Below are 17028 nucleotides of genomic sequence, written 5' to 3' on the forward strand. Positions count from 1 at the left end.
GTCAGCGGCGCAGTCCGGCGGCTACCGATGGCGGCGGTGTGGGGAGCGTGCGCAGCGGGGGCGGGCAGGCGCACACGGCGGAGCGCTCGCGTTCGGTGGCGGGGACCTCTTGGGTGCAGGTGCTGCGCCCGGGGTGAGGGGCGTGCCGGTCGGCGAGAGCGTTGCGGGTGTCGGCGAGGTCGGTGCGGATGATGTGGAGGTGCTCGTCGGCGAGGTAGCGCAGCCGCCGGGCGATGTAGGGGTCGGCCGCTTGGCCGAGTCCGTCGTGGAAGTCGGCGGTGGCGGTGAGGACATCGCCCAGAGCGGCGAGGATGCCGTCGTGGGCGGCGGTCAACTCGATCAGTGCGTCGGCCGCCTCTTCCGTGGTGGTGGCTTCGCGTATTCGCTCGGCGAGGTGGGCGACGGAGGAGCCCAGCGGCAGGTAACTGGCCGGGCGGCAGTCGGTGTCGAAGTCTGTGTCGCAGTCGACGTGGTATCCGGCGGCCCGGAGGCGGGCGACGGCGTCGGTGGCGAGATCGGACTCGTCGTCCTTGGTGAGGCAGGTGGGGGCGCGGTGGTAGGTCTCGTGGACGCGGACGACGGCGATGAAACCCGCGCGCTGCAGGACGCTGTGCGCCTCGGAGTCCCCGCCGCGGGCGAGGAGTTCGTCGGAGTGCGGGTCACGGCAGATGTCCAGGAAACGGTCGGCAAGAGGCAAAGAGACGTTTCTCCTACGGCGATCGATGGGCGGTGCGCCGGACGGCGGGCGGTACGGCGGCGACCCGCGGCTGGACCAGCTGCGCGGCGGTACTGTCCAGGTCCTGCTGGATGGCGTGGAGGCGGCGGGCGATCAGCTCCAGACGGTGCGCCGCGTCGTTGCCGGCGCCGCCGGGCTGGCGGGCGATCCGGTGCGCGCTGTGCTCGACGAGTCCGCGGACCGTGGCCAGCGGACCGACTTGCTCATCGGCGAGCTGCGTTAGGACGATCGCCAGCTGGGCCGATGCCGTGGGCGCCGGCCGGATGGAGAGCCGCGCCGTGGGGCCGGTGCGGACGGGGATCAGGCGGAGGTCCTGCTCGATGCGGCGCGCCTCGTCCGACAGGCGCCGGAGGATGTCCGTGGGCGGGGCGTGCCACGCACCGTCGAGGTGGATCAGGTTGGCGATCAGGTCGAGGCGTCCGGGCTGGGCGTGAACGGCGATCCAGCGGCAGCCGTGCTCTTTGCCGGGAATCTCGATGCCGGCGGCCCGCGCGAGCCGGTGGGCAGCTTCGGCCCACTCGGGGCCGGTCAGCTCCCGGTCGTCCGGGTGAAGTCGGACGTCGAGGTGGAGGATCGCCCGCCGGTCGTCGTCCGGGCTGGCGGCGAACGGGTGCTCCAGGTAAGGATCTTCGAGGTGCTCGGCCCACTGGACGGACGTCCAGGTCCTCTGCTCGTCGTCCAGGCTGAAGTAATCCAGGCCCGGCCAGTGGGCGACGACCGTGTACTCCGTCAGGCCCTCGTTCGGCGAGACCGGACGCCCGAGTGCCTCGGCGAGCGGGTCGTGCGGCGTGTAGGTCCGCTCGTGGATGCCGGGGATCACCGGCCGCCCCGGATGTCGGCGATGTGCACCAACTGGTTGAGGGCGGTGGTGGTGTACCAGCCGCAGTCGATCAGCTCGTTGCGGTCGGCGTACCGCGGAAGGAGAGCGTCTTCCATGGCCCGCAGGTAGATCAGGCAGTCCGGGCAGCGGCGCGAGAGGTGCACGAGGTAGCGGGGGTGGCCGGTGACGTAGGACTGGGCGCCGCCGGTCGCATCACGCAGCCGCCATCCGTCCTCGTCGGTCGGGGTGTGCCAGGACGGGGCGACGACGCGCATCGCGTCGCCCCACAGTTCCCCGCCGGCCACCCCCTTCAGGACGACGACGGTGTCGCCGGCCTGGAAGTGCTGGTGGGTGATGTCCCGGTCGGGGGTGAGCGGGTCGGGCGTCGGCGCGAAGGCCGAAGTGGGCGGGGGCTGGGACATGCGGTTCCTTCCACGCAATCGGTGGCGGGGTGGGAGGAACAATGGTCCGGAGGAACGCCGGTTTGGCTAACCGGCGTTTCCCGGCTATGTTCCCCCGCCGTCAGCGGAACGGGTTCTCCGTACCGCGGTCGTTCTCGCCTGCAGCGTCGAGGAGTTCGAGCACGTCGGTGCCTTCGGCGTCGCGCTGGTCAATCCACCATCCGGCGCGGGTGATGGCGCGGGCCTTCTCCTCCAGCTCCGCCCAGTCCGCCTCGTCCCAGGTCCCTTCCACGACCAGCGCGGTGTGCGCGGCCGTCATCAGTTGGTGGCGGGAGCGCTCGCCCCAGTCCAGGGCCTTGGCCGGGCCTTCCAACTGCGGCATGTCGAACTGCTTCGCCCACGCGACGGCAGCCTCCTGCTCCGCGGCGCGCTTGGCCGCGAGCCACTCCTCCTTGGACTCGGTGTCGGCGTCGCGCGCCGCCTTCCAGCAGTCGGAGCAGTCCTTGGCCGAGAGCCAGCGGGCGAACCCTGCCCGTTTGTCGGCAGGACGGCCGGACAGGTCATGAACTACCTGGTGGGAGCAGGTGTGCTCCACGGTCCAATGCGTACGGACGGCCATAAATGGATCTCCTCAAAAGGGGTTGGTAAGTAGTGGGGTTGCGCCCTGATCAGGGCGTCTTGTGTCGGCCTCGGGGGGGGCGGCGGTGCCGGCCGCGCGGCGGCTGTCCGGTGGGGCCGAGACGTCGGCGCGCGGCGAGAAGGACGATGAGAGCGAAGGCCGCGCCGGCGGCGGGGAGCGCTGCGCTGGCCAGGGGCTGCTCGGCGAGGCGTCCAGCGACGGCGGTGCCGACGGACTGCCAGGCGCCGATCGAGCGGATCAGCCACGCGTACGCCTCGCTGGTGCGGCCTGCGGGGGTGAGGGCGTCGGTGGTGACGTAGGCGCAGGCGACCACGATGGTCAGGAACGCACCGGGCACGGTGACCGCGGCGGTGGCCGCATACGGGGCCGGAAGGGCAAGGAGCGGGAGCCACCCGGCCAGGAAGGCGGCTGTGGCGATGATCAGTCGCCTGGTGGTGGTGCCGGTCCAGGTGCGGCTTCCGTAGATGAGGCCGCCGAGGAAGGCGCCGGTGGAGAACGCGGCGGGGATGATGCCCGAGAGCATGTCCTGGTGGTGGTGCTCGGCCATGGAGATGGACCACACATTCATGGCTCCGATCGCGAACCCGATGCCGGTGAGGGAGACGAACAGCAGCAACGCGGCAGGGGTGGCCAACTGCCGAGCCGGGGCCGTGTCCTGCCCCACGAACGGTTCGGGTCGCCAGCGTCGCGACGGCGGAGCGAGGGCGACCGCGGCGGTGCCGGCCAGGCCGAGGGCTGCGGTGACGGCGAGCGCGACGGCGGGGTTGTACGCGGAGGCGAGCGCGGCCACGAGCAGGGGGCCGACGATGTACAGCAGGCCCTGCGTGCCGGTGTCGAGCGCGAGCGCGGCGTGCCGCAGCCGAGGGTCTGGCAGCACGCTCGGCCACAGCGCCCGGAGTCCGGCCTCCAGGGGAGGCGTGGTCAGGCCGCCGGCGACGACGATGGCCGTGGCGAGGCCCGGTCCGCCGTACGGTCCGGCCAGGGGCAGAGCCACCAGGAGGGCCGAGTTGAGCAGGGCGGCCGGAAGGTGCACCGCGCTCTGGCCGTGGCGGTCCATGAGGCGTCCCTTGACCGGCTGGGCCAGCGCGGAGGACAGCCCGTACAGGGCGCTGAGCAGCCCGCCGAAGGCGATGCTGCTGCCGCTCGCGGTGGCCCACAGAAGGATGGCGACGGGCGCCATGCCGTTGGGAAGTCGGCCGGTGAGGGTGCCGACGAGGAGGCGGGCGACGTACGGGCTGCCCAGCACCGCGCCGTAGGAGATGCGCGGGGCCGGGGCCGGGGATGCGGTCAGGGACAACGGGTGCTTTGTCGGTGCTTAGCGGTGGCGGGCGGGCGTGCTGGCGCGGGGCGGCGGCGTGGGTGGTGCGGTATCCACGGCCGGACGCGGGCGGACGCGCAGCACGGGGGTGCGGTGCGGCGGCAGGACGGCGACGGTCGCGCCGAGGTCCTCGGCCGCCTCCTCGACTTCGCGGGTGAGGAAGTCGATCTGCCGGCCCAGCGCCGAGAGACGGGCGGCGATCTGGCGGCCCTGAGCGGTCTCCAGCGCGCTGGCGAACTGGCCGCTGGTCTCCAGGAGTTCCTGGAGACGGACCATCGGGCCCGCGTTGTAGCCGCGCTGGACGGCGCCGAGGAGAGCCTCGGAGGCGTCTCCTGCGGTCTGGCCTTCGACGACGTCGCGGATGAGTTCCTGCAGCGACACCTCCGGGACCGGCGCTGGGCGGTTGAACCAGGAGACGTCCGCGCGCAGCACGCCAGGCGGGACCGGGGCAGGTAGCACCTTTCCTGCCTCGTATTCGTGGGCGTAGTGCCCGATCACCTGCCAGCCCGGTGCGTCCGGGTCGCCTCGCAGCGCGACCAGCGTCGAGTCATCGTTCTCGATGAGGTGGGCGAGGGTGATCGGCTGCCCGTCGGCGGCATACCACGACTCGGTCAGTTCCAGCTCGCCTCGCCTCTGCGCGGCCTGGGCCATCTCGGTCCACATCTGCTGTTCTTCGTCGGTCAGCGGGGCCTTGTGGTGGTGGTTTTTGTTCTGGTCGGCGAGGTCGCTGGCGATGAAGCTGTGATCCGCCCAGGCGGTGAGGTGAGGCCACAGGGCCGAGTGCTGAGCGCGTTCGGCCGGGGAGCCGGGGGCGGCCGGCCGGTCGAGGGCCCGGCGGATCTCGGCGGCGGAGGCGGCCAGGCCGTCCAGCACGGCCCGCCACCCGGCCAGGTGCCGGGCGGGTGGCAGTTCGTCGAGCGCACGGCGGGCGGCGTCGAGCAGAGTGTCGGCGTGCGGGGCGAGGTGTGTGGTGTACGCCTCCACCGCCGCCCTGTTGCGGTGGGCGCGAGCGGCTGCCGCGGCGTCTGCGTGGACGGTGCGGCCGTAGCGGTCGCATGTCATGTCGAGCGCGACCTCGCTCTCGCGGTCGATGACCGCCATCCGCAGCCGGAAGTTGCGTGCACCGTCCGTGAGTTCCGGTGTCACCGGGACGGAGCCGTCCGGGGTCGGATTGCTCGCGGGCGTCATCGGGACCGTCCACTGCCCGAGGCCGTCAGGTGGACGGTCGGTGCGTAGGTGGGCTTCGGCGGGATCGGCCGGGCCGAGGGCGGGGAAGTGGTGGGCGGTGTGGCGCGCTGCGTCGTTCGGCCGGCGGCGGCTTGGGCGAGACGGCTGCGGCGCTCCTGGAGCCCGTTCGGCCGGACCGGGCGTGGTGGGCCGGCGGAGAGGGACGGGTCGAGGCGAATGTCGGCCTGCACGGTGTAGCCCTGGCGGCGCAGATCGTGGACGGCCTGGCGGGTGCGGCGGGGGCCGTCGCGCTCGGGCTCGCTGAGCCGGTACAGCCCGGGTTCTTCGGGAACGGGCTCGAACTGCTCGCGTTCCAGGTACCAGTGGGCGAGGTGCGCGGACATGGAGGCGGTGGAGGAGGCGACGAAGCCGTGCGTGTCGTGGTCGCCGAAGACGAAGTGGGTGCCGGGTTGCAAGGGGGCGGGGTTCTCCTCACGTTGTCGGGGTGGAGCTCTCAGTGGCTGCGGTGCGCGGGGCGGGCCGCAGCGAGGGGGCGGACCGGCGCGGCGACGGGGAGGGCCGGTCGGCGGTGGGGTGCGCTCACGCGGGCTTGGCGCAAGAAGATCTCGCCGTCGGTGAGCCAGGTCTCGGTGGCTGGCCACGCGCGGGCACGGCGCTCCTGCGGGGCGAGGGGGCTGCCCTGGACGACGTCGTCCAACAGGGTCTCGGCATCAATCACGGCGTCGGCCAGGCGGGACAGCGTCGCGGCGTCGTCGGGCCACGGGCTGCTGGCGGGACGGCACCGGTCGATCAGTGTCGGGGCGTGGTCGACGACGGTGAGGAAACGGCGCCAGGCGTGGTCGAGGAACTCCTCGGTCGCGGAGCCGAGGGCGGCGGCGCTCAGCGGGGTGGCGTCGCTGTAGCGGCCGGAGGCGACCATGGTCTGCCAGGTGTCGTGCTCGGAGCGGATGCCGCTGAGTACGGCGGCGATGGCTGCGGTCCGGCGGGCGTGGACGGCCTGCTCGTAGGAGGGCAGGTACCGGTCGGCGACGGCCTGGGCCGCCCGGTCGGCGAACGGGGGCACGACGACACTGCGCGGAGCGTGGGGATCGCCGTAGCCCTCTTCGAGCCCTTCCGGAGCGAAGGCGCCGACCAGATAGTCGAGTTGACGGCCGGGGCGCTCGACGAACAGCAGCATGGTGCCTTGCACCATGTCGGTGAGCGTGGCGGCGTAGGGAATCCGCTCGCTCTGGAGGGCACGGCCGAGTTCGCCGCTGTCCCAGATCCAGGGCACCAGGTCTTCCTGCCAGGCGGGATGCGAGTAGATCTCGACCGAGGCGTGCCACTGGCCGGGCAGGTGGCGCGCGAGGTCGCGGGCCACATCGCCGATGAAGCGCCAGCTGCTCGTATGCACGCTGGTGCGGTGCCGTTTCGCACACGTGACCAGGTCGACCACGGTGGTCCCGGTGCCGTCCGCAGGCAGGTGGTAGACGCCCTCGTCGTCCCGCCGGAATCCGCTCTCCGCGAGGGCGGTGTGCGCCCACGGGTACTGCTCGCCCGAGGCGATGGCGACGATCCCGGACTCCCGGCTGTGCGACAGGATGATCTGCGCCTCAGCCATGGACCAGGTCCTCACCGCGGCGCACGACGGAGCGCAGGCTGCGCCCGTAGGCCCAAGCGTGCTCCCGGGCCGCCGCCTCCAGCTGGTCGTATCCGGTCTGGGCCGTCATCTGCCCGTCCCATTTGCGATACCTGTACACGGGGACCGGTAGCAGGATTCCGGGCGCGAGGGCGGTCACGCCGAGGGCCGCGCAGTAGTCCTCGCCCTGGACGAGGCCGCCCATCGGAGCGGCGCGCACGAGGTCGGTGCGGGCGAGGATCGTGGTCGGCCCGATGGGGATGGTGTCCGCCGGCGACTTCCAGTACGTCCACACGTCGCCGGCCTCGTGGCGGCCGGGCGGTGTGGGACATCGCCACAGGGTGGTCGAGCCGTCGGGGTGCTGGTCTTCGCTCCATCCCGCACACCAGCCGACCCCGGTGGACTCCAGGGCGTTCAGCCGCACGGACATGGCGTCGTCGGTGAACTCGTCATCGTCATCAGCCCAGTTGGTGTACCGGGTGCGGACGTGGGCGAGGGCCAGATTTCGGGCGCAGGCGGCGCCGACCGGACGGGGCAGCACCAGCGTGCGGACGCGGGAATCCTGCGCGAGCGGGGCCGGCAGGCGATCAGGTGAGGCCCCGTCGAGCGCGATCACGGCCTCCCACGGCACGGACTGCCGGGTGAGGCTGGCGTGCATGGTGGTCAGGTAGTCGAGCCGGTCTTCGCGCAGGCGGCTGGCGATGACGACGGTGATCAGGGGCGTGGTGTGCGGGGGCAGGGAAGGCTCCGGGGAGACGAGAGGGGAAACTAGCGGCGCGTGACGGGGTGTGGGGTGCCGGCCGTCGCCGGGGCTGCGGCGGGTGCGCCCGGGGGCGGCGTGCTGCGCGATACCCGGATAGCCGGTGCGGGGTCGAGGGAGGACCAGGCCGCCGGGTGGTCGTTGAAGGCGGTGCGCGGGTCGGTGGTCCAGTCCACGACGGGGCCGATGTCCTCATGGAGGAGGCTGATCACCTCGATGCCCGCCTTGCAGGACGTAGCCCCACTGCATGTCCTACTCGTCGGCGGTCTCGTCGGTGACCGACATGCGCACCGGCGGGGAGCCGTCCGGGGTGATCAGGTGGTCGAGGGTACGGCTGGGCCACTGCTCGCCGCCGGTCAGCGCGGCTACGAGCGCGGGCGGGGCACCGTCGAGGAGATCGGTGCCCAGCTCGTCCCAGCCGACGGCGACGTCGTCGATGAGGTGCCGGGACATGGCCTCCTCGTCGCGTTCGAACTTGTACTGGTAGGCGGCCAGGAGCAGCGGGAGATGGTGACTGGGTACGCCGTCGAGCTGTACGTGGATGCCGCTGTACCCCGTTCCGACGGTGGGGCGGGCAATGAAGGAACGTGTGGACAGGGAGTTCTCCAGATTGAGCAAGGGAGAGGGGGACGTTCGGCGGCCATCAAGGTGGCGTGCGGCGCCTGGGAGGGGACACGTCTACGCGCGGTCCGACCAGGAGGCGACCGGGGGGCCGGAGGCGTCGGTGCGGGCGCAGGCGTAGCCGATCAGGCGGGACGGCTCGGCCTTCGCGGGGACGGTGGCGGCGTCGTTGCATACGAACGTGTACGTGATGGAGGTGCGGGGCACGTCGTGGAGCCAGGCCCGGTCGTCCTTACCGGGGTTGATCTGCAGGCCGGAGTGCGCGACGGCGTCGGTCTGGGTGTGCGTGTGGGAGAAGAGGATCAACGCGCCGCCGTCGGTGGTTTTGAGGGCGTAGGCGTCCTTGTAACGGTTGGCGGCGCCGGCGAAGGCGGTGGTGCCCTGGTTCCCGTAGCGTGTGCCGGTTTTGTCGTGGACCTCGATCTGCCGCTTGCTCGCCTTGGTCGGGGCGAAGACCTTCGTCCCGGTGTTCGCGCCTCCGGTGGTGAAGTTGTCGAGCACGCCGGTGCGTAGGAGGTTGGCACCGGCTGCCAGCTGCTTGTTGCCGTCGGCGGCGACGGCCGTCGCGTACCCATCCCGGTCGAGGGCGATGTCCGGCAGTTTCTGGCTGTCGAGGTCGACGACGGAGACCATCTCCCCGCGCTTGTGCTGGGGGCGTTCGGCGAACACTGCCAGACGCGAGGGTGCCTTGCCCTTCTGGTCCGAGAGCGCGGCGGCGAACCAGCGCTCCTGTCCGGCTCCCAGGCGCGGGATGTACAGCTTGGCCATGGCCGAGTCGTAGGACCACGGCTTGTACGGCTCGCGATCCGACGCGGGGAGCCCCTCGGTCTCGGTGTAGTCCGAGACGGACATCGCGTACAGCGGGCCGTCCTCGACCGTGTCGAGCAGGGCGCGGTTCCGGTCGGCGTTGGCCTGATTGTTGATCTTGGAGTAGTGGGAGATCTGGGCGAGGGCCTGCTGCTTCGTCAGCGCCGGCTCGGCGGTCGGCGTGGGGGAGGCGCTGCGAGTGGCCGTGGCTGTAGCTGTGGTGTCGGCGTCGGTGGTGTCGGAGGTGGCGCAGGCGGACGCGGTCAGCGCGACGGATACGGCGGTTAGCAGGAGGGCGGTGCGGCGGGCGGACGTTTGCAGGGGAATCGGGAGCTCCGGGAAAATAGACGGGTTAGCGGGTACGGGATGCGGTGGCGGATGCCGTCGGCGGGGACGGCGCGGTCACGGCCGGTGTCGCCCGGGTATCGGCGGCGGCACGCAGGTGCTTCGCGGCGCGGGCGAGGCAGGTGCGGCTCTCACCGATCCGGTCCACGAGACCCTGGTGTGCGGAGGCGATGGCCGGGGTGCGGGCGGGACCAGGCGCTTGGTGGGTGAGGTCGACGTGGAGGCCGAGGTAGTGGACAGCGGCTCCGAGGGCGGCGAGCGCGGCACCGGTGGGCTCGGCCGCTCGGGCGAGAGCGAGCGTCGTGCGGCGGTGGGTGGCCGTGACGCGGGTCGGGTAGCGGGTGGCGGCCCGGTGGCGGAAGGCGGTCTCGCCGACGAGGCAGGCCAGCAGCCGGGCCAGGTGGCGGACTTCGTCGTCCAGGATCTCGCTCAAAGCCGGGTCCGGTTGGATCTGGTCAGGGAGCGGGAGGTGGTCGGCCACGGTGTTGAGCCGGTCGGCCACGTCGTGCAGCAGCATCCGCTGGTCAGGATCGGACAGCGGCAACTCCGGGATGAGTGGGGGCGTCTACCGCCGTGCTGAGGACGGCGTGCCCGCCGTCGGCTGTGTGCCGGGCGCCGCTGTGGGCGGGCGGGTCGGTGGGCCCGCGGAGGCGGGGGCGGCGTGGCGGAAGTTGACGCCGATGCCCTGGGCGGTGAGCAGCCGGACGGCGCTTTGGATGAGCAGGGCGCGGTCGCTGGTGCTGTAGGAGGCGGGGAGGACGAAGGCCGACTCGTGCGGGCGGTACTGGAAGTAGCAGCCGTACAGCACCGTGCGGGCGTCTTCCGGTACCGACTTATACGGTGCGCCCACGACCCCGTCGGGGTACCAGATCAGCGTGAGGGTCTGGGCGACCTCCGGTGCGGGCGACCGGTGCGGGGGCTCGGGCTGGGTGCGGGCGTTGTGACGGACCGCGTCCATGGCCTGCTGGTAGCGGGGCAGCACGCGGCGAGTGACCGCGGCGGCGGCTCGGACCGGATCGTTGGGGACGGCGATGCCGTTCGGCTCGTCCACCATGCGGAAGTGGTGTGGCTTGAAGCCCTCGGGCTCCAGCGGGGCGACCAGGTACTGGCCGGGGTAGCGGGGTTGTTCGATGACACACAGCTGTGCGCCGTCGGGCCCTTCGAGGAGCGGGATGGGGGCGTCGGGGAAGTCCTGGACGGCCGAATTGGCGGGACCGCAGTCCCACACGCGGTCGGCGATCAACCGTTGGTTCTTGGGAGGAGGGAAGCCTTCGTACTTGCGGTACCACCGTTCAGGCAGGTGCTGGGCGAGGGCGGTTGCGAAGGAGGACCGGTCGGTGCGGGATGCGGGCATGGGTTCCTAAGGCGGCGGGCGGTCTGGCGGTAGCGGGGCAGGAGCCGGCGGGTGACCGTGTATGCGGCGCGGACCGCCTCGGAGGGGACCGCGATCGCGTGCGGGGCGTTGTCGTCGCCGAAGTAGTCGTGGGTGATGCCGTGCAGGGACAGCACGCCGACGAGGACCTGTTCGCGGTGCAGCGGGCGGTCGATCACGACGAGCTCAAGGCGGCTGGGGCCGGTGAGAATCGCGGCGCGAGGAACGCGGAATTGCATCCAGGCGCTGGCCAGGCACGCGTTGTCCCACAGCTCGTCGAAGAAGTCGAGCTGGCTGCCCGGATCGACGAAGTCGGTTACGTGGAACGTCCATTCGCCGGGCAGGCGGCGAGACAGACCATGGGCAAGGGATTCCAGATCGCTGCCGGAGGTGACGATCCTTGCGGCCTGGCGCTGTGAACGGCGGTACTCCCGTTCCTGGTTATCGCGCCATAGTTCCTCGACGCGCTTCCCCGCGGCGAAAGAGCCGGCGTTTGGGAGGATGCGGGGCAAGTGGTATTCCACGCCGATACCCTGCCGGGCGGCAGCGGCAAGGAACCGCTCGAGCCGGGCCGGAACGTCGTGGTCGTACCTGTCGTGGATCAGGATGTAGCCGAAGACGCCTCGTGGACGCCAGAAGCCGTGGTCGGTAAGCAGCGTGTGGGCCGCCGCGGGGGCATCGTTGCTGGTGAGGGCGATGACCCCGATCTGGTCGTGATCGCCGAGGCTAATAGAGGGCATAGGGCTTTTCTGTAGGGCCGTCAGTGTCGAACAACGCCAGCCCGTGCGGGTGGAGTTGATGGTGGACGATGAAGCTCCGGCCGGCGACCCGCCATAGTCCGCGTCCGCGACGTGCGCACGGGCAGGGGGCGGGGACGTGGCCGGTGTGGTCGAGCAGTCCGAGGGGCTCGGAGGCGCCGCGCAGTTCGAGGACAGCTGCTGCAACCCTGTGCGGCCTTCGGCTGTTCAGCGGGTTCTGGCACGTGGACCCCGTGATGTCGGGAATGCGGGGGCTGCATCGCTTGTCGCCGTGGGCGGGTGTTTCTTCGCTCTCATGGCAGCCTCCTGACCTGGCAGGCGTCGTCGGAGGTCTGCCCGCGGGGGCGGAGCCGTCGACGGTGTGTCGGGGACGGCGAAGGGTTGTGTGCCGCCGACGAGAGACGGGCGGCCGTCGAGTTCCGCGAGCCAGTTGAGGAGCTTGGGCAGGTTCTTGTCGGGCCCGTACGCGAGGTAGGTGCCGTCGGCGCTGTCGCAGCCGAACCACTCGGCTATCCCCAGACGTGTCCGGGAGTTGACGCGGCCCATGTGCACGCCCTTGCCGCGGGCCTTCGCCTCGCGGGCCAGCCGTTCGGCGACGGGCCCGAGTTTCCACTCGGTCGATCCGGCCAGGAACAGGACGTCGAAGCTGTCCCACGGCAGCAGCCCGGGTGCATCGCAGCCGTCCTGGGCCGCGTAGGCCGCGGGGGTGCCCAGTTCGCGGATGCGGGCCAGCCACGGCAGGGACTCGGCGAGGGTGCCGGCGGCGTCGAACGGCTGGTCCGGGGCGAGCGCCCACAGGCAGCGATCCGGCCCGTACCGTTCAACGGTCCGGTACAGCCAGGCGAACCACGCTTCGGCGCCGGGCCAGTAGCGGCCCTTGCCGTCGCTGCCGAACTTGGAGTTGTCACAGGCATACAGCGCGCCCTCGGGGATCCGGCTGCCTTGCGCGGGGGTGGTCATGCAGCCGATGCGCCCGGCGCTCATCGCGGCCCGTATCTCAGGCCCCGAGGGAGTGCCGAGGTAGCGCAGCGTGCACCTCCCCGGCAGTGACGCGGACCGTCATCCGGGCCACCCCCGGCCAGGAGGGAGGCCACGAAGTCGGGCCCGCGGCTCGTGGACGTGGGGCGTGCCGGGTTCACCGGGTGCGACCCGGCGTGCGGATCTTCGCCGTCGGCAGCCCCGGGCTTGGGCCCGAAGCCAGGGCAGCGCTGGTGGTCTGCCGCGCGGGGGCCAGGGCACGCATGCGGTCGACAGCGGTGTGCAGGTCCTCACCGAGACAGCGCAAGGTGGCCGCGGCGTCCTCAAGGTCGTAGTGGAGGTCGAATCCGTCGTCCTGCTCGGCTTCCTTGGCTTTCTCCCCGGCTGCTTCGAAGAACTCGCCGAGCCGCTCCAGCAGGCCGCTGGTGGGGTCCAGGACCTGGTGCAGCAGGGCGGCGGCGTCCGCATGCGACTCGGTTGCGTTGAGTCGGTCGGCAAGAGCGAGGAGCGCGTCGCCGTGGACGTAGACGGAGGTGCGGTCCGCGTTGTCGGAGACGTCCGGGGTCTTGGGCGCGCGGAGCGTCGGCGTGGCTGCAGACATGAGCGCGCTTGCGGTGGACGAGGCCACAGCGGGCAGCAGCCCGAGTTGGATGAGCCGCTGGTCGATCGCCTCGATCAGGTGCGTGGCGTTGCCGCCGTGGCGGGCTTCGGGCCGCTCAGGGGCACCGGGGTCGGCGGAGGGGGCCGAGTCGTAGATCACTTCGAACAGCGCCTGGTCGTCGGGATGCTGGCGGGTCACGATCCACCCCTGCGGGTCCCCTGGCGGACGGTCGCAGGAGGGCTCCTGCGGCGGGCCGATGATCAGGTAACTGCCGTCGGGGAGTGACACGCGCACGATGTACGCGCTGAGGCCGAACTCGATGTCGCACTCCAGCCCGCGCTGCCGCAGGGGCGTGGTGATGTGCGCGTGGCTGCGCCACAGCTCCTGCCACCAGGCGGTGTCCACGTTGCGGTGGTCGGGGAGCGGCGCGAACGCAGACGCGTCGACGGACGTGCGGCGGGCGTCGGCGTGGGAGGCGGTCGGGGTGTTCTTGTCCTCAGCGACCACGGCTTCTCCCGCGCGAGGGTGCGTGGCGCAGCGGCGGGGTCCGGCGCGTGGGACTGGGCTTTGGCTCCGGAAGAGGGGTGAAGTCGAATTCGTACTCGTCGTAGGCGTTGATCAGGTCGTGTTCCACCTGTGCTTCGCGCTCGGCGACCTGGGCCATGAGGTCGTCGTGCTCGGCTTGGCACTGCTGGTACTCGGCCCAGTCGGCGTCGCTGAAATGGGCGGGGCGGTTCAGGGGACTCCTTGAGAGGGCGATGCCGGCGTGGATGCTTCGGTGCGGGCTAACGGTGGCGTGCGCTCGGCCTGGGCGGCGGAGGCGCCGGGCTCTGCTCTTGGGAAGGCGTGGGGAAGAAGCGGTGGAAGTCGAGGTGGGCGTTGAGTTCCTTGGCCGCGTCGCGGAGCGATTCCGAGGTGCGCCGCAGATAGGCGCGGGCTGTTGCGTGGTCGATGACCATGCGGTTTTCCCGGTGGTGCCGGTCGGTCGGGCTGGAGGACCGGGGCAGGGATAGGGCGGTCTCGGTGAAGTGCGGTGCGGCGTGGCTCGACATGGTGGCCGCAGCCGCGAGCTGGGCAAGTACGGCGCTGCCGGCGCGGTTCGTGCTGTGGGCGGTCCGGGCGAATTCGGCAGTCATGCGGACGACGTCGCGGGAGAGGGCCTGCGCGTCGGCGGCATGCTGAAGCAGATCGGCGTGGGACGGCGTGGCCGGCACATGACCGGTCTCGTCCAGCAGCTGCCACTGCTCGGCGGCGCCGAGGAGTTTGGCCTTCATGTCGTCGAGCGCGCCGATAAGGTGGAGGGTGGCGTCGCGAGGTATCAGTTCGCGCTGGGCATCGGAATTCATGAGCCTCTTGCTTTTTCAGTGCATACGGGCGTCGGTGTCGAAGAGCGCCAGTTCGTGGGGGTGCAGGAGGTGCTGCACGATGAAGCTGCGCCCGGCCACTTTCCACAAGCCCCGGCCCCGGTTGAGGTGGGAGATCGCGTCGGTCTCCACCGAGGTCAGGCCCAACAGCGCTGCTGCGGCGTGGAGTTGGTCGGTCTCCTGCCGGTAGATGATGCGGGTGGAGCAGTCGGCGAGCAGACCTTCGGCCAGGGCCCGTCCGCGGGAGCCGGCGTCGCCGGCGGTGAGCAGGTCGGACAGTCGGTGGATCACCATCAGGTTGGCGATGCCCAGTCCACGGCTCAGCTTCCACTGCGCCTGCATGCGCTGCAGGAGGCCGGGGTGGCGCATCAGGCGCCATGCCTCGTCGTAGACGATCCAGCGCCGGCCGCCGTTCGGGTCGGACAGCGCGGACTCCATCCATGCCGAGGCGCAGGTCATGGCGAGGACGAGGGCGGTGTCGTCACCGGCGCCGCCGAGCCGGGACAGGTCGATGGTGAGCATCGGCGAGTTGGGGTCGAACGTGACAGTGCTCGGGGCGTCGAACATCCCGGCGAGGTCGCCGTGGACCAGGCGCCGCATGGCGTGGGCCAGGTCGCGGGAGGCGTCGCCGAGGTGGCCGGACACCAGGCCGCCGGCCGTGTCGAGTTCGTCGGGGTTGTTGAGGGTGGCGGCGATGTCGCCGAGCAGCGGGGTGCGTCCGCTCTTGGCGGCGCGGGTGACGACGGCGTCCAGAGCGACGTCGAGGCCGGTGTGCTCCATCGGCAGCAGGTCCCGCCCGAGCACGGTGCGGGCCAGCGAGCCGAGCAGCAGCAGACGGCGCTTGCGGATCTCACCCGCCCAGTCCGTCTCGGAGACCGACGGCGGTCGCGGCGCCGCGTCCAGGGGATTGAGCTTGCCTGGCAGCCCGGGACCGAGCGCGATCGAGGTGCCGCCCAGCGCCCGTGCCACGGGCGTCCATTCACCCTTGGGGTCACAGGGGACGTAGACCCGGTATCCGAAGGCGATCGATCGCAGCGCGAAGCTCTTGGCCAACGCGCTCTTGCCCTGCCCGATTACGCCGGCCAACAGCACGTTGGGGTTGGTGAAGCCCTCGATCTTGCCGTACAGCGCGAACGGGTCGAAGACGAAGCTGGCTTCGGCGTGGACGTCGCGGCCGATGTAGATGCCCTCGGCGCCGAGGCCGCCTTCGGCGAGGAACGGGTAGGCCCCGCTTGCGGTGGCGGTGGTCATGCGGTGGGCGGGCAGCTTGAGCTTGTTGTTGCGTGAGGACGCGGGGCCGGGCCGCCCGGCGGGCGGGAAGAGGGGCGGCGGCATCTCCTGCTCCTCCACGCCGGCGCCGCTGGTGTGGGCGGCTGCCTCGGCGCGGGCCTTCGCGGCGGCCTCGGCGAGCTGCCGTCGGGCGGCTTTGCGGGAGGCGCGGTCGGTGCCGTGCGGGGTGAACAAGGGAGAGGCCGAGGCGCGACGGGCGCGGCGCGCGGGCCGGTGGCTCATAGAGGGGCGGCTTTCACGGGACGGCGGTCTGGACGAGGTGCGGGGGTCAGACGACCGGCGAGGCGGTGAACAGAATCGGGCTGCGGTAGCTCTTGCCGTCGCCGGACCAGTCCAGCTGGATGTAGCCGTCGGCGAGGTAGCGGCCGGTGCCCGCCTTGTGCTTGAGGGTTCCGGTCGAGTAGGAGCCGTTGCCGTGGCTGCTGCTGTGTTCGAGCGCGTGCTCAAGTCCGGTGTAGGTACCGGACTTCACGACCGGGTCCGTGCCGCGGACGCTCTTCTTGGTCTGCAGCTGGAATTTGGCGTTGTTGAAGGTGTAGGTGTTGCGGTTCTTGGCCGTGTACGGGCCGTCCCAGTACACGGTGGCGGTGGTGTAGATGTAGCCGCCGGACCTCATGGCGCAGAGCGTCACGTCGAAGTCCCAGTTGTCGGAGTCGGGTCCGTTATAGCTCGGGTCGTCGACGGAGTGGCTGCTGGTCTTGCAGTGGTAGCTGGCGGCGGATGCCGGGGTGGCGGTGGCCAGGGCGGCGGTGCCGGCGAGTGCGGCCAGGATGACGGCGGTGGAGGTGGAGCGCTTCAGAGCGCGCATGCAGTGCCTTTCGGTGGTGCGGGTTACTGGCTGCAGTTCGTGGTGTGGCCGTGCAGCGGGGTGTTGAGGTCGCTCGGGGTGGTCTTGCGGCGGACGACGTGGCCTGCGGCCAGGTGCCGCTGGCAGATGGTCAGGACGGGCGGTCCCTCGGGCAGCCGCTCGGGGTGGCAGCCCGTGTCCGTCGGGGTCTCATCCGCGACGGGCAGGAGATGGAAGGCGTCGTGCACGCCGGCGGCGGCCTGGAACAGCCGGGTGCGCGCGGTCGCGAGGTGTCGTCCGGCGGCGGGGTGCGGGGGCCGGGTGGAATCGGCGAGCTGGTCGAGCAGGTGATGCAGCGCGGTCAGATGGGCGTGCACCACGTCGAGGTGCACTCGATCCACCGGCGCTGGGGAGGCGGGCGCTGACCGGGCCAGGGCCCGGGTGTGATGGCGGACTCCGGCGCTGGCGGCGCGGAGGTAGGGGTGCGCGTCGAGTTCAGTGGTGCGGGGGTGGGTCAATGGGGGTCCTTGCCGCCGAGGAGGCGGGGGCAGCGGCCGGTCGCGGACCGGTGGCGAGAGCGTTGTGACGGGCGGCGGAGAGCGCTGTGGAGTTGGCCGGGTACGG

Annotated in this window: 20 protein-coding genes and 2 pseudogenes; all 22 read right to left on the minus strand. The window is 71.5% G+C overall.

Annotated features, from left to right (window positions below; genetic code table 11):
- Window position 1: 1 nt before the first annotated feature.
- Window positions 2-697, minus strand: coding sequence for a hypothetical protein (locus tag AOQ37_RS40745; RefSeq protein ID WP_062640875.1), 696 nt, complete (start codon window positions 695-697; stop codon window positions 2-4).
- Window positions 698-710: 13 nt separating this feature from the next.
- Window positions 711-1556, minus strand: coding sequence for a hypothetical protein (locus AOQ37_RS03295; protein WP_062640877.1), 846 nt, complete (start codon window positions 1554-1556; stop codon window positions 711-713).
- A complete protein-coding gene (locus tag AOQ37_RS03300; protein WP_062640879.1) occupies window positions 1553-1978 on the minus strand; it encodes a hypothetical protein in 426 nt (141 codons plus the stop codon). Before AOQ37_RS03300 ends, AOQ37_RS03295 begins: the two co-directional genes overlap by 4 nt.
- Window positions 1979-2078: 100 nt before the next feature.
- Window positions 2079-2576 (minus strand): hypothetical protein, encoded by a 498-nt coding sequence (locus AOQ37_RS03305; protein ID WP_062640881.1) that lies wholly within the window; start codon window positions 2574-2576, stop codon window positions 2079-2081.
- A 49-nt stretch (window positions 2577-2625) separates the two neighbouring features.
- Window positions 2626-3894 (minus strand): MFS transporter, encoded by a 1269-nt coding sequence (locus tag AOQ37_RS03310; RefSeq protein WP_062640883.1) that lies wholly within the window; start codon window positions 3892-3894, stop codon window positions 2626-2628.
- Window positions 3895-3912: 18 nt separating this feature from the next.
- Window positions 3913-5103 carry a hypothetical protein gene (locus AOQ37_RS03315; protein WP_107085082.1) on the minus strand — a complete coding sequence of 397 codons (1191 nt, stop codon included), beginning with the start codon at window positions 5101-5103 and terminating at the stop codon, window positions 3913-3915.
- Window positions 5100-5558, minus strand: a complete 459-nt coding sequence (locus AOQ37_RS03320) for a hypothetical protein (RefSeq protein WP_062640885.1) — start codon at window positions 5556-5558, stop codon at window positions 5100-5102. The genes AOQ37_RS03315 and AOQ37_RS03320 overlap by 4 nt, the downstream gene beginning before the upstream one ends.
- A gap of 38 nt (window positions 5559-5596) precedes the next feature.
- The gene (locus AOQ37_RS03325) at window positions 5597-6703 is read right to left on the minus strand and encodes a hypothetical protein (RefSeq protein ID WP_062640887.1); all 1107 of its coding nucleotides are present in this window, start codon (window positions 6701-6703) and stop codon (window positions 5597-5599) included.
- Entirely contained in the window at window positions 6696-7439 is a 744-nt protein-coding gene (locus AOQ37_RS03330) for a glycosyltransferase family 2 protein (RefSeq protein ID WP_078889958.1), read from the minus strand. Before AOQ37_RS03330 ends, AOQ37_RS03325 begins: the two co-directional genes overlap by 8 nt.
- A gap of 50 nt (window positions 7440-7489) precedes the next feature.
- Window positions 7490-8060: pseudogene (locus tag AOQ37_RS03335) on the minus strand (hypothetical protein).
- Window positions 8061-8159: 99 nt separating this feature from the next.
- Window positions 8160-9254 (minus strand): DUF8094 domain-containing protein, encoded by a 1095-nt coding sequence (locus AOQ37_RS03340; protein ID WP_510185324.1) that lies wholly within the window; start codon window positions 9252-9254, stop codon window positions 8160-8162.
- A 7-nt stretch (window positions 9255-9261) separates the two neighbouring features.
- On the minus strand, window positions 9262-9771 hold the full coding sequence (locus AOQ37_RS03345; RefSeq protein ID WP_062640893.1) for a hypothetical protein: 510 nt from the start codon (window positions 9769-9771) through the stop codon (window positions 9262-9264).
- Between the two features lie 48 nt (window positions 9772-9819).
- Window positions 9820-10497, minus strand: a complete 678-nt coding sequence (locus AOQ37_RS03350) for a hypothetical protein (RefSeq protein WP_234436776.1) — start codon at window positions 10495-10497, stop codon at window positions 9820-9822.
- Window positions 10494-11366, minus strand: a complete 873-nt coding sequence (locus tag AOQ37_RS40275) for a hypothetical protein (RefSeq protein WP_159401287.1) — start codon at window positions 11364-11366, stop codon at window positions 10494-10496. Before AOQ37_RS40275 ends, AOQ37_RS03350 begins: the two co-directional genes overlap by 4 nt.
- Window positions 11353-11553 (minus strand): annotated as a pseudogene (locus AOQ37_RS42060) (hypothetical protein); the annotation flags it as partial. The gene AOQ37_RS40275 and the pseudogene AOQ37_RS42060, both read right to left, overlap by 14 nt.
- A gap of 38 nt (window positions 11554-11591) precedes the next feature.
- Window positions 11592-12368 carry a hypothetical protein gene (locus AOQ37_RS03355; protein ID WP_199824920.1) on the minus strand — a complete coding sequence of 259 codons (777 nt, stop codon included), beginning with the start codon at window positions 12366-12368 and terminating at the stop codon, window positions 11592-11594.
- A gap of 151 nt (window positions 12369-12519) precedes the next feature.
- A complete protein-coding gene (locus tag AOQ37_RS03360) occupies window positions 12520-13470 on the minus strand; it encodes a hypothetical protein (protein WP_062640897.1) in 951 nt (316 codons plus the stop codon).
- On the minus strand, window positions 13460-13627 hold the full coding sequence (locus AOQ37_RS40280) for a hypothetical protein (RefSeq protein ID WP_159401288.1): 168 nt from the start codon (window positions 13625-13627) through the stop codon (window positions 13460-13462). Before AOQ37_RS40280 ends, AOQ37_RS03360 begins: the two co-directional genes overlap by 11 nt.
- Window positions 13628-13748: 121 nt before the next feature.
- Window positions 13749-14309, minus strand: coding sequence for a hypothetical protein (locus AOQ37_RS03370; RefSeq protein ID WP_107085083.1), 561 nt, complete (start codon window positions 14307-14309; stop codon window positions 13749-13751).
- Window positions 14310-14324: 15 nt separating this feature from the next.
- Entirely contained in the window at window positions 14325-15839 is a 1515-nt protein-coding gene (locus AOQ37_RS03375; protein ID WP_062640901.1) for a putative type IV secretion/conjugal transfer ATPase, read from the minus strand.
- Window positions 15840-15885: 46 nt separating this feature from the next.
- The gene (locus AOQ37_RS03380; RefSeq protein WP_062640902.1) at window positions 15886-16425 is read right to left on the minus strand and encodes a hypothetical protein; all 540 of its coding nucleotides are present in this window, start codon (window positions 16423-16425) and stop codon (window positions 15886-15888) included.
- Between the two features lie 23 nt (window positions 16426-16448).
- Window positions 16449-16922, minus strand: coding sequence for a DUF6238 family protein (locus tag AOQ37_RS03385; protein WP_062640905.1), 474 nt, complete (start codon window positions 16920-16922; stop codon window positions 16449-16451).
- Window positions 16923-17028: the final 106 nt, after the last annotated feature.

Source organism: Streptomyces maremycinicus (assembly GCF_001184025.1).
GTDB classification, from domain to species: Bacteria; Actinomycetota; Actinomycetes; order Streptomycetales; family Streptomycetaceae; genus Streptomyces; species Streptomyces maremycinicus.

Excerpts from the sequence above, each read along its gene's own strand:
- AOQ37_RS03300 (WP_062640879.1), bottom strand. The coding sequence starts at position 1,978 with ATGTCCCAGCCCCCGCCCACTTCGGCCTTCGCGCCGACGCCCGACCCG.
- AOQ37_RS03305 (WP_062640881.1), bottom strand. The coding sequence starts at position 2,576 with ATGGCCGTCCGTACGCATTGGACCGTGGAGCACACCTGCTCCCACCAG.
- AOQ37_RS03315 (WP_107085082.1), bottom strand. The coding sequence starts at position 5,103 with ATGACGCCCGCGAGCAATCCGACCCCGGACGGCTCCGTCCCGGTGACA.
- AOQ37_RS03325 (WP_062640887.1), bottom strand. The coding sequence starts at position 6,703 with ATGGCTGAGGCGCAGATCATCCTGTCGCACAGCCGGGAGTCCGGGATC.
- AOQ37_RS03345 (WP_062640893.1), bottom strand. The coding sequence starts at position 9,771 with ATGCTGCTGCACGACGTGGCCGACCGGCTCAACACCGTGGCCGACCAC.
- AOQ37_RS40275 (WP_159401287.1), bottom strand. The coding sequence starts at position 11,366 with ATGCCCTCTATTAGCCTCGGCGATCACGACCAGATCGGGGTCATCGCC.
- AOQ37_RS03355 (WP_199824920.1), bottom strand. The coding sequence starts at position 12,368 with ATGAGCGCCGGGCGCATCGGCTGCATGACCACCCCCGCGCAAGGCAGC.
- AOQ37_RS40280 (WP_159401288.1), bottom strand. The coding sequence starts at position 13,627 with ATGGCCCAGGTCGCCGAGCGCGAAGCACAGGTGGAACACGACCTGATC.
- AOQ37_RS03370 (WP_107085083.1), bottom strand. The coding sequence starts at position 14,309 with ATGAATTCCGATGCCCAGCGCGAACTGATACCTCGCGACGCCACCCTC.
- AOQ37_RS03375 (WP_062640901.1), bottom strand. The coding sequence starts at position 15,839 with ATGAGCCACCGGCCCGCGCGCCGCGCCCGTCGCGCCTCGGCCTCTCCC.
- AOQ37_RS03380 (WP_062640902.1), bottom strand. The coding sequence starts at position 16,425 with ATGCGCGCTCTGAAGCGCTCCACCTCCACCGCCGTCATCCTGGCCGCA.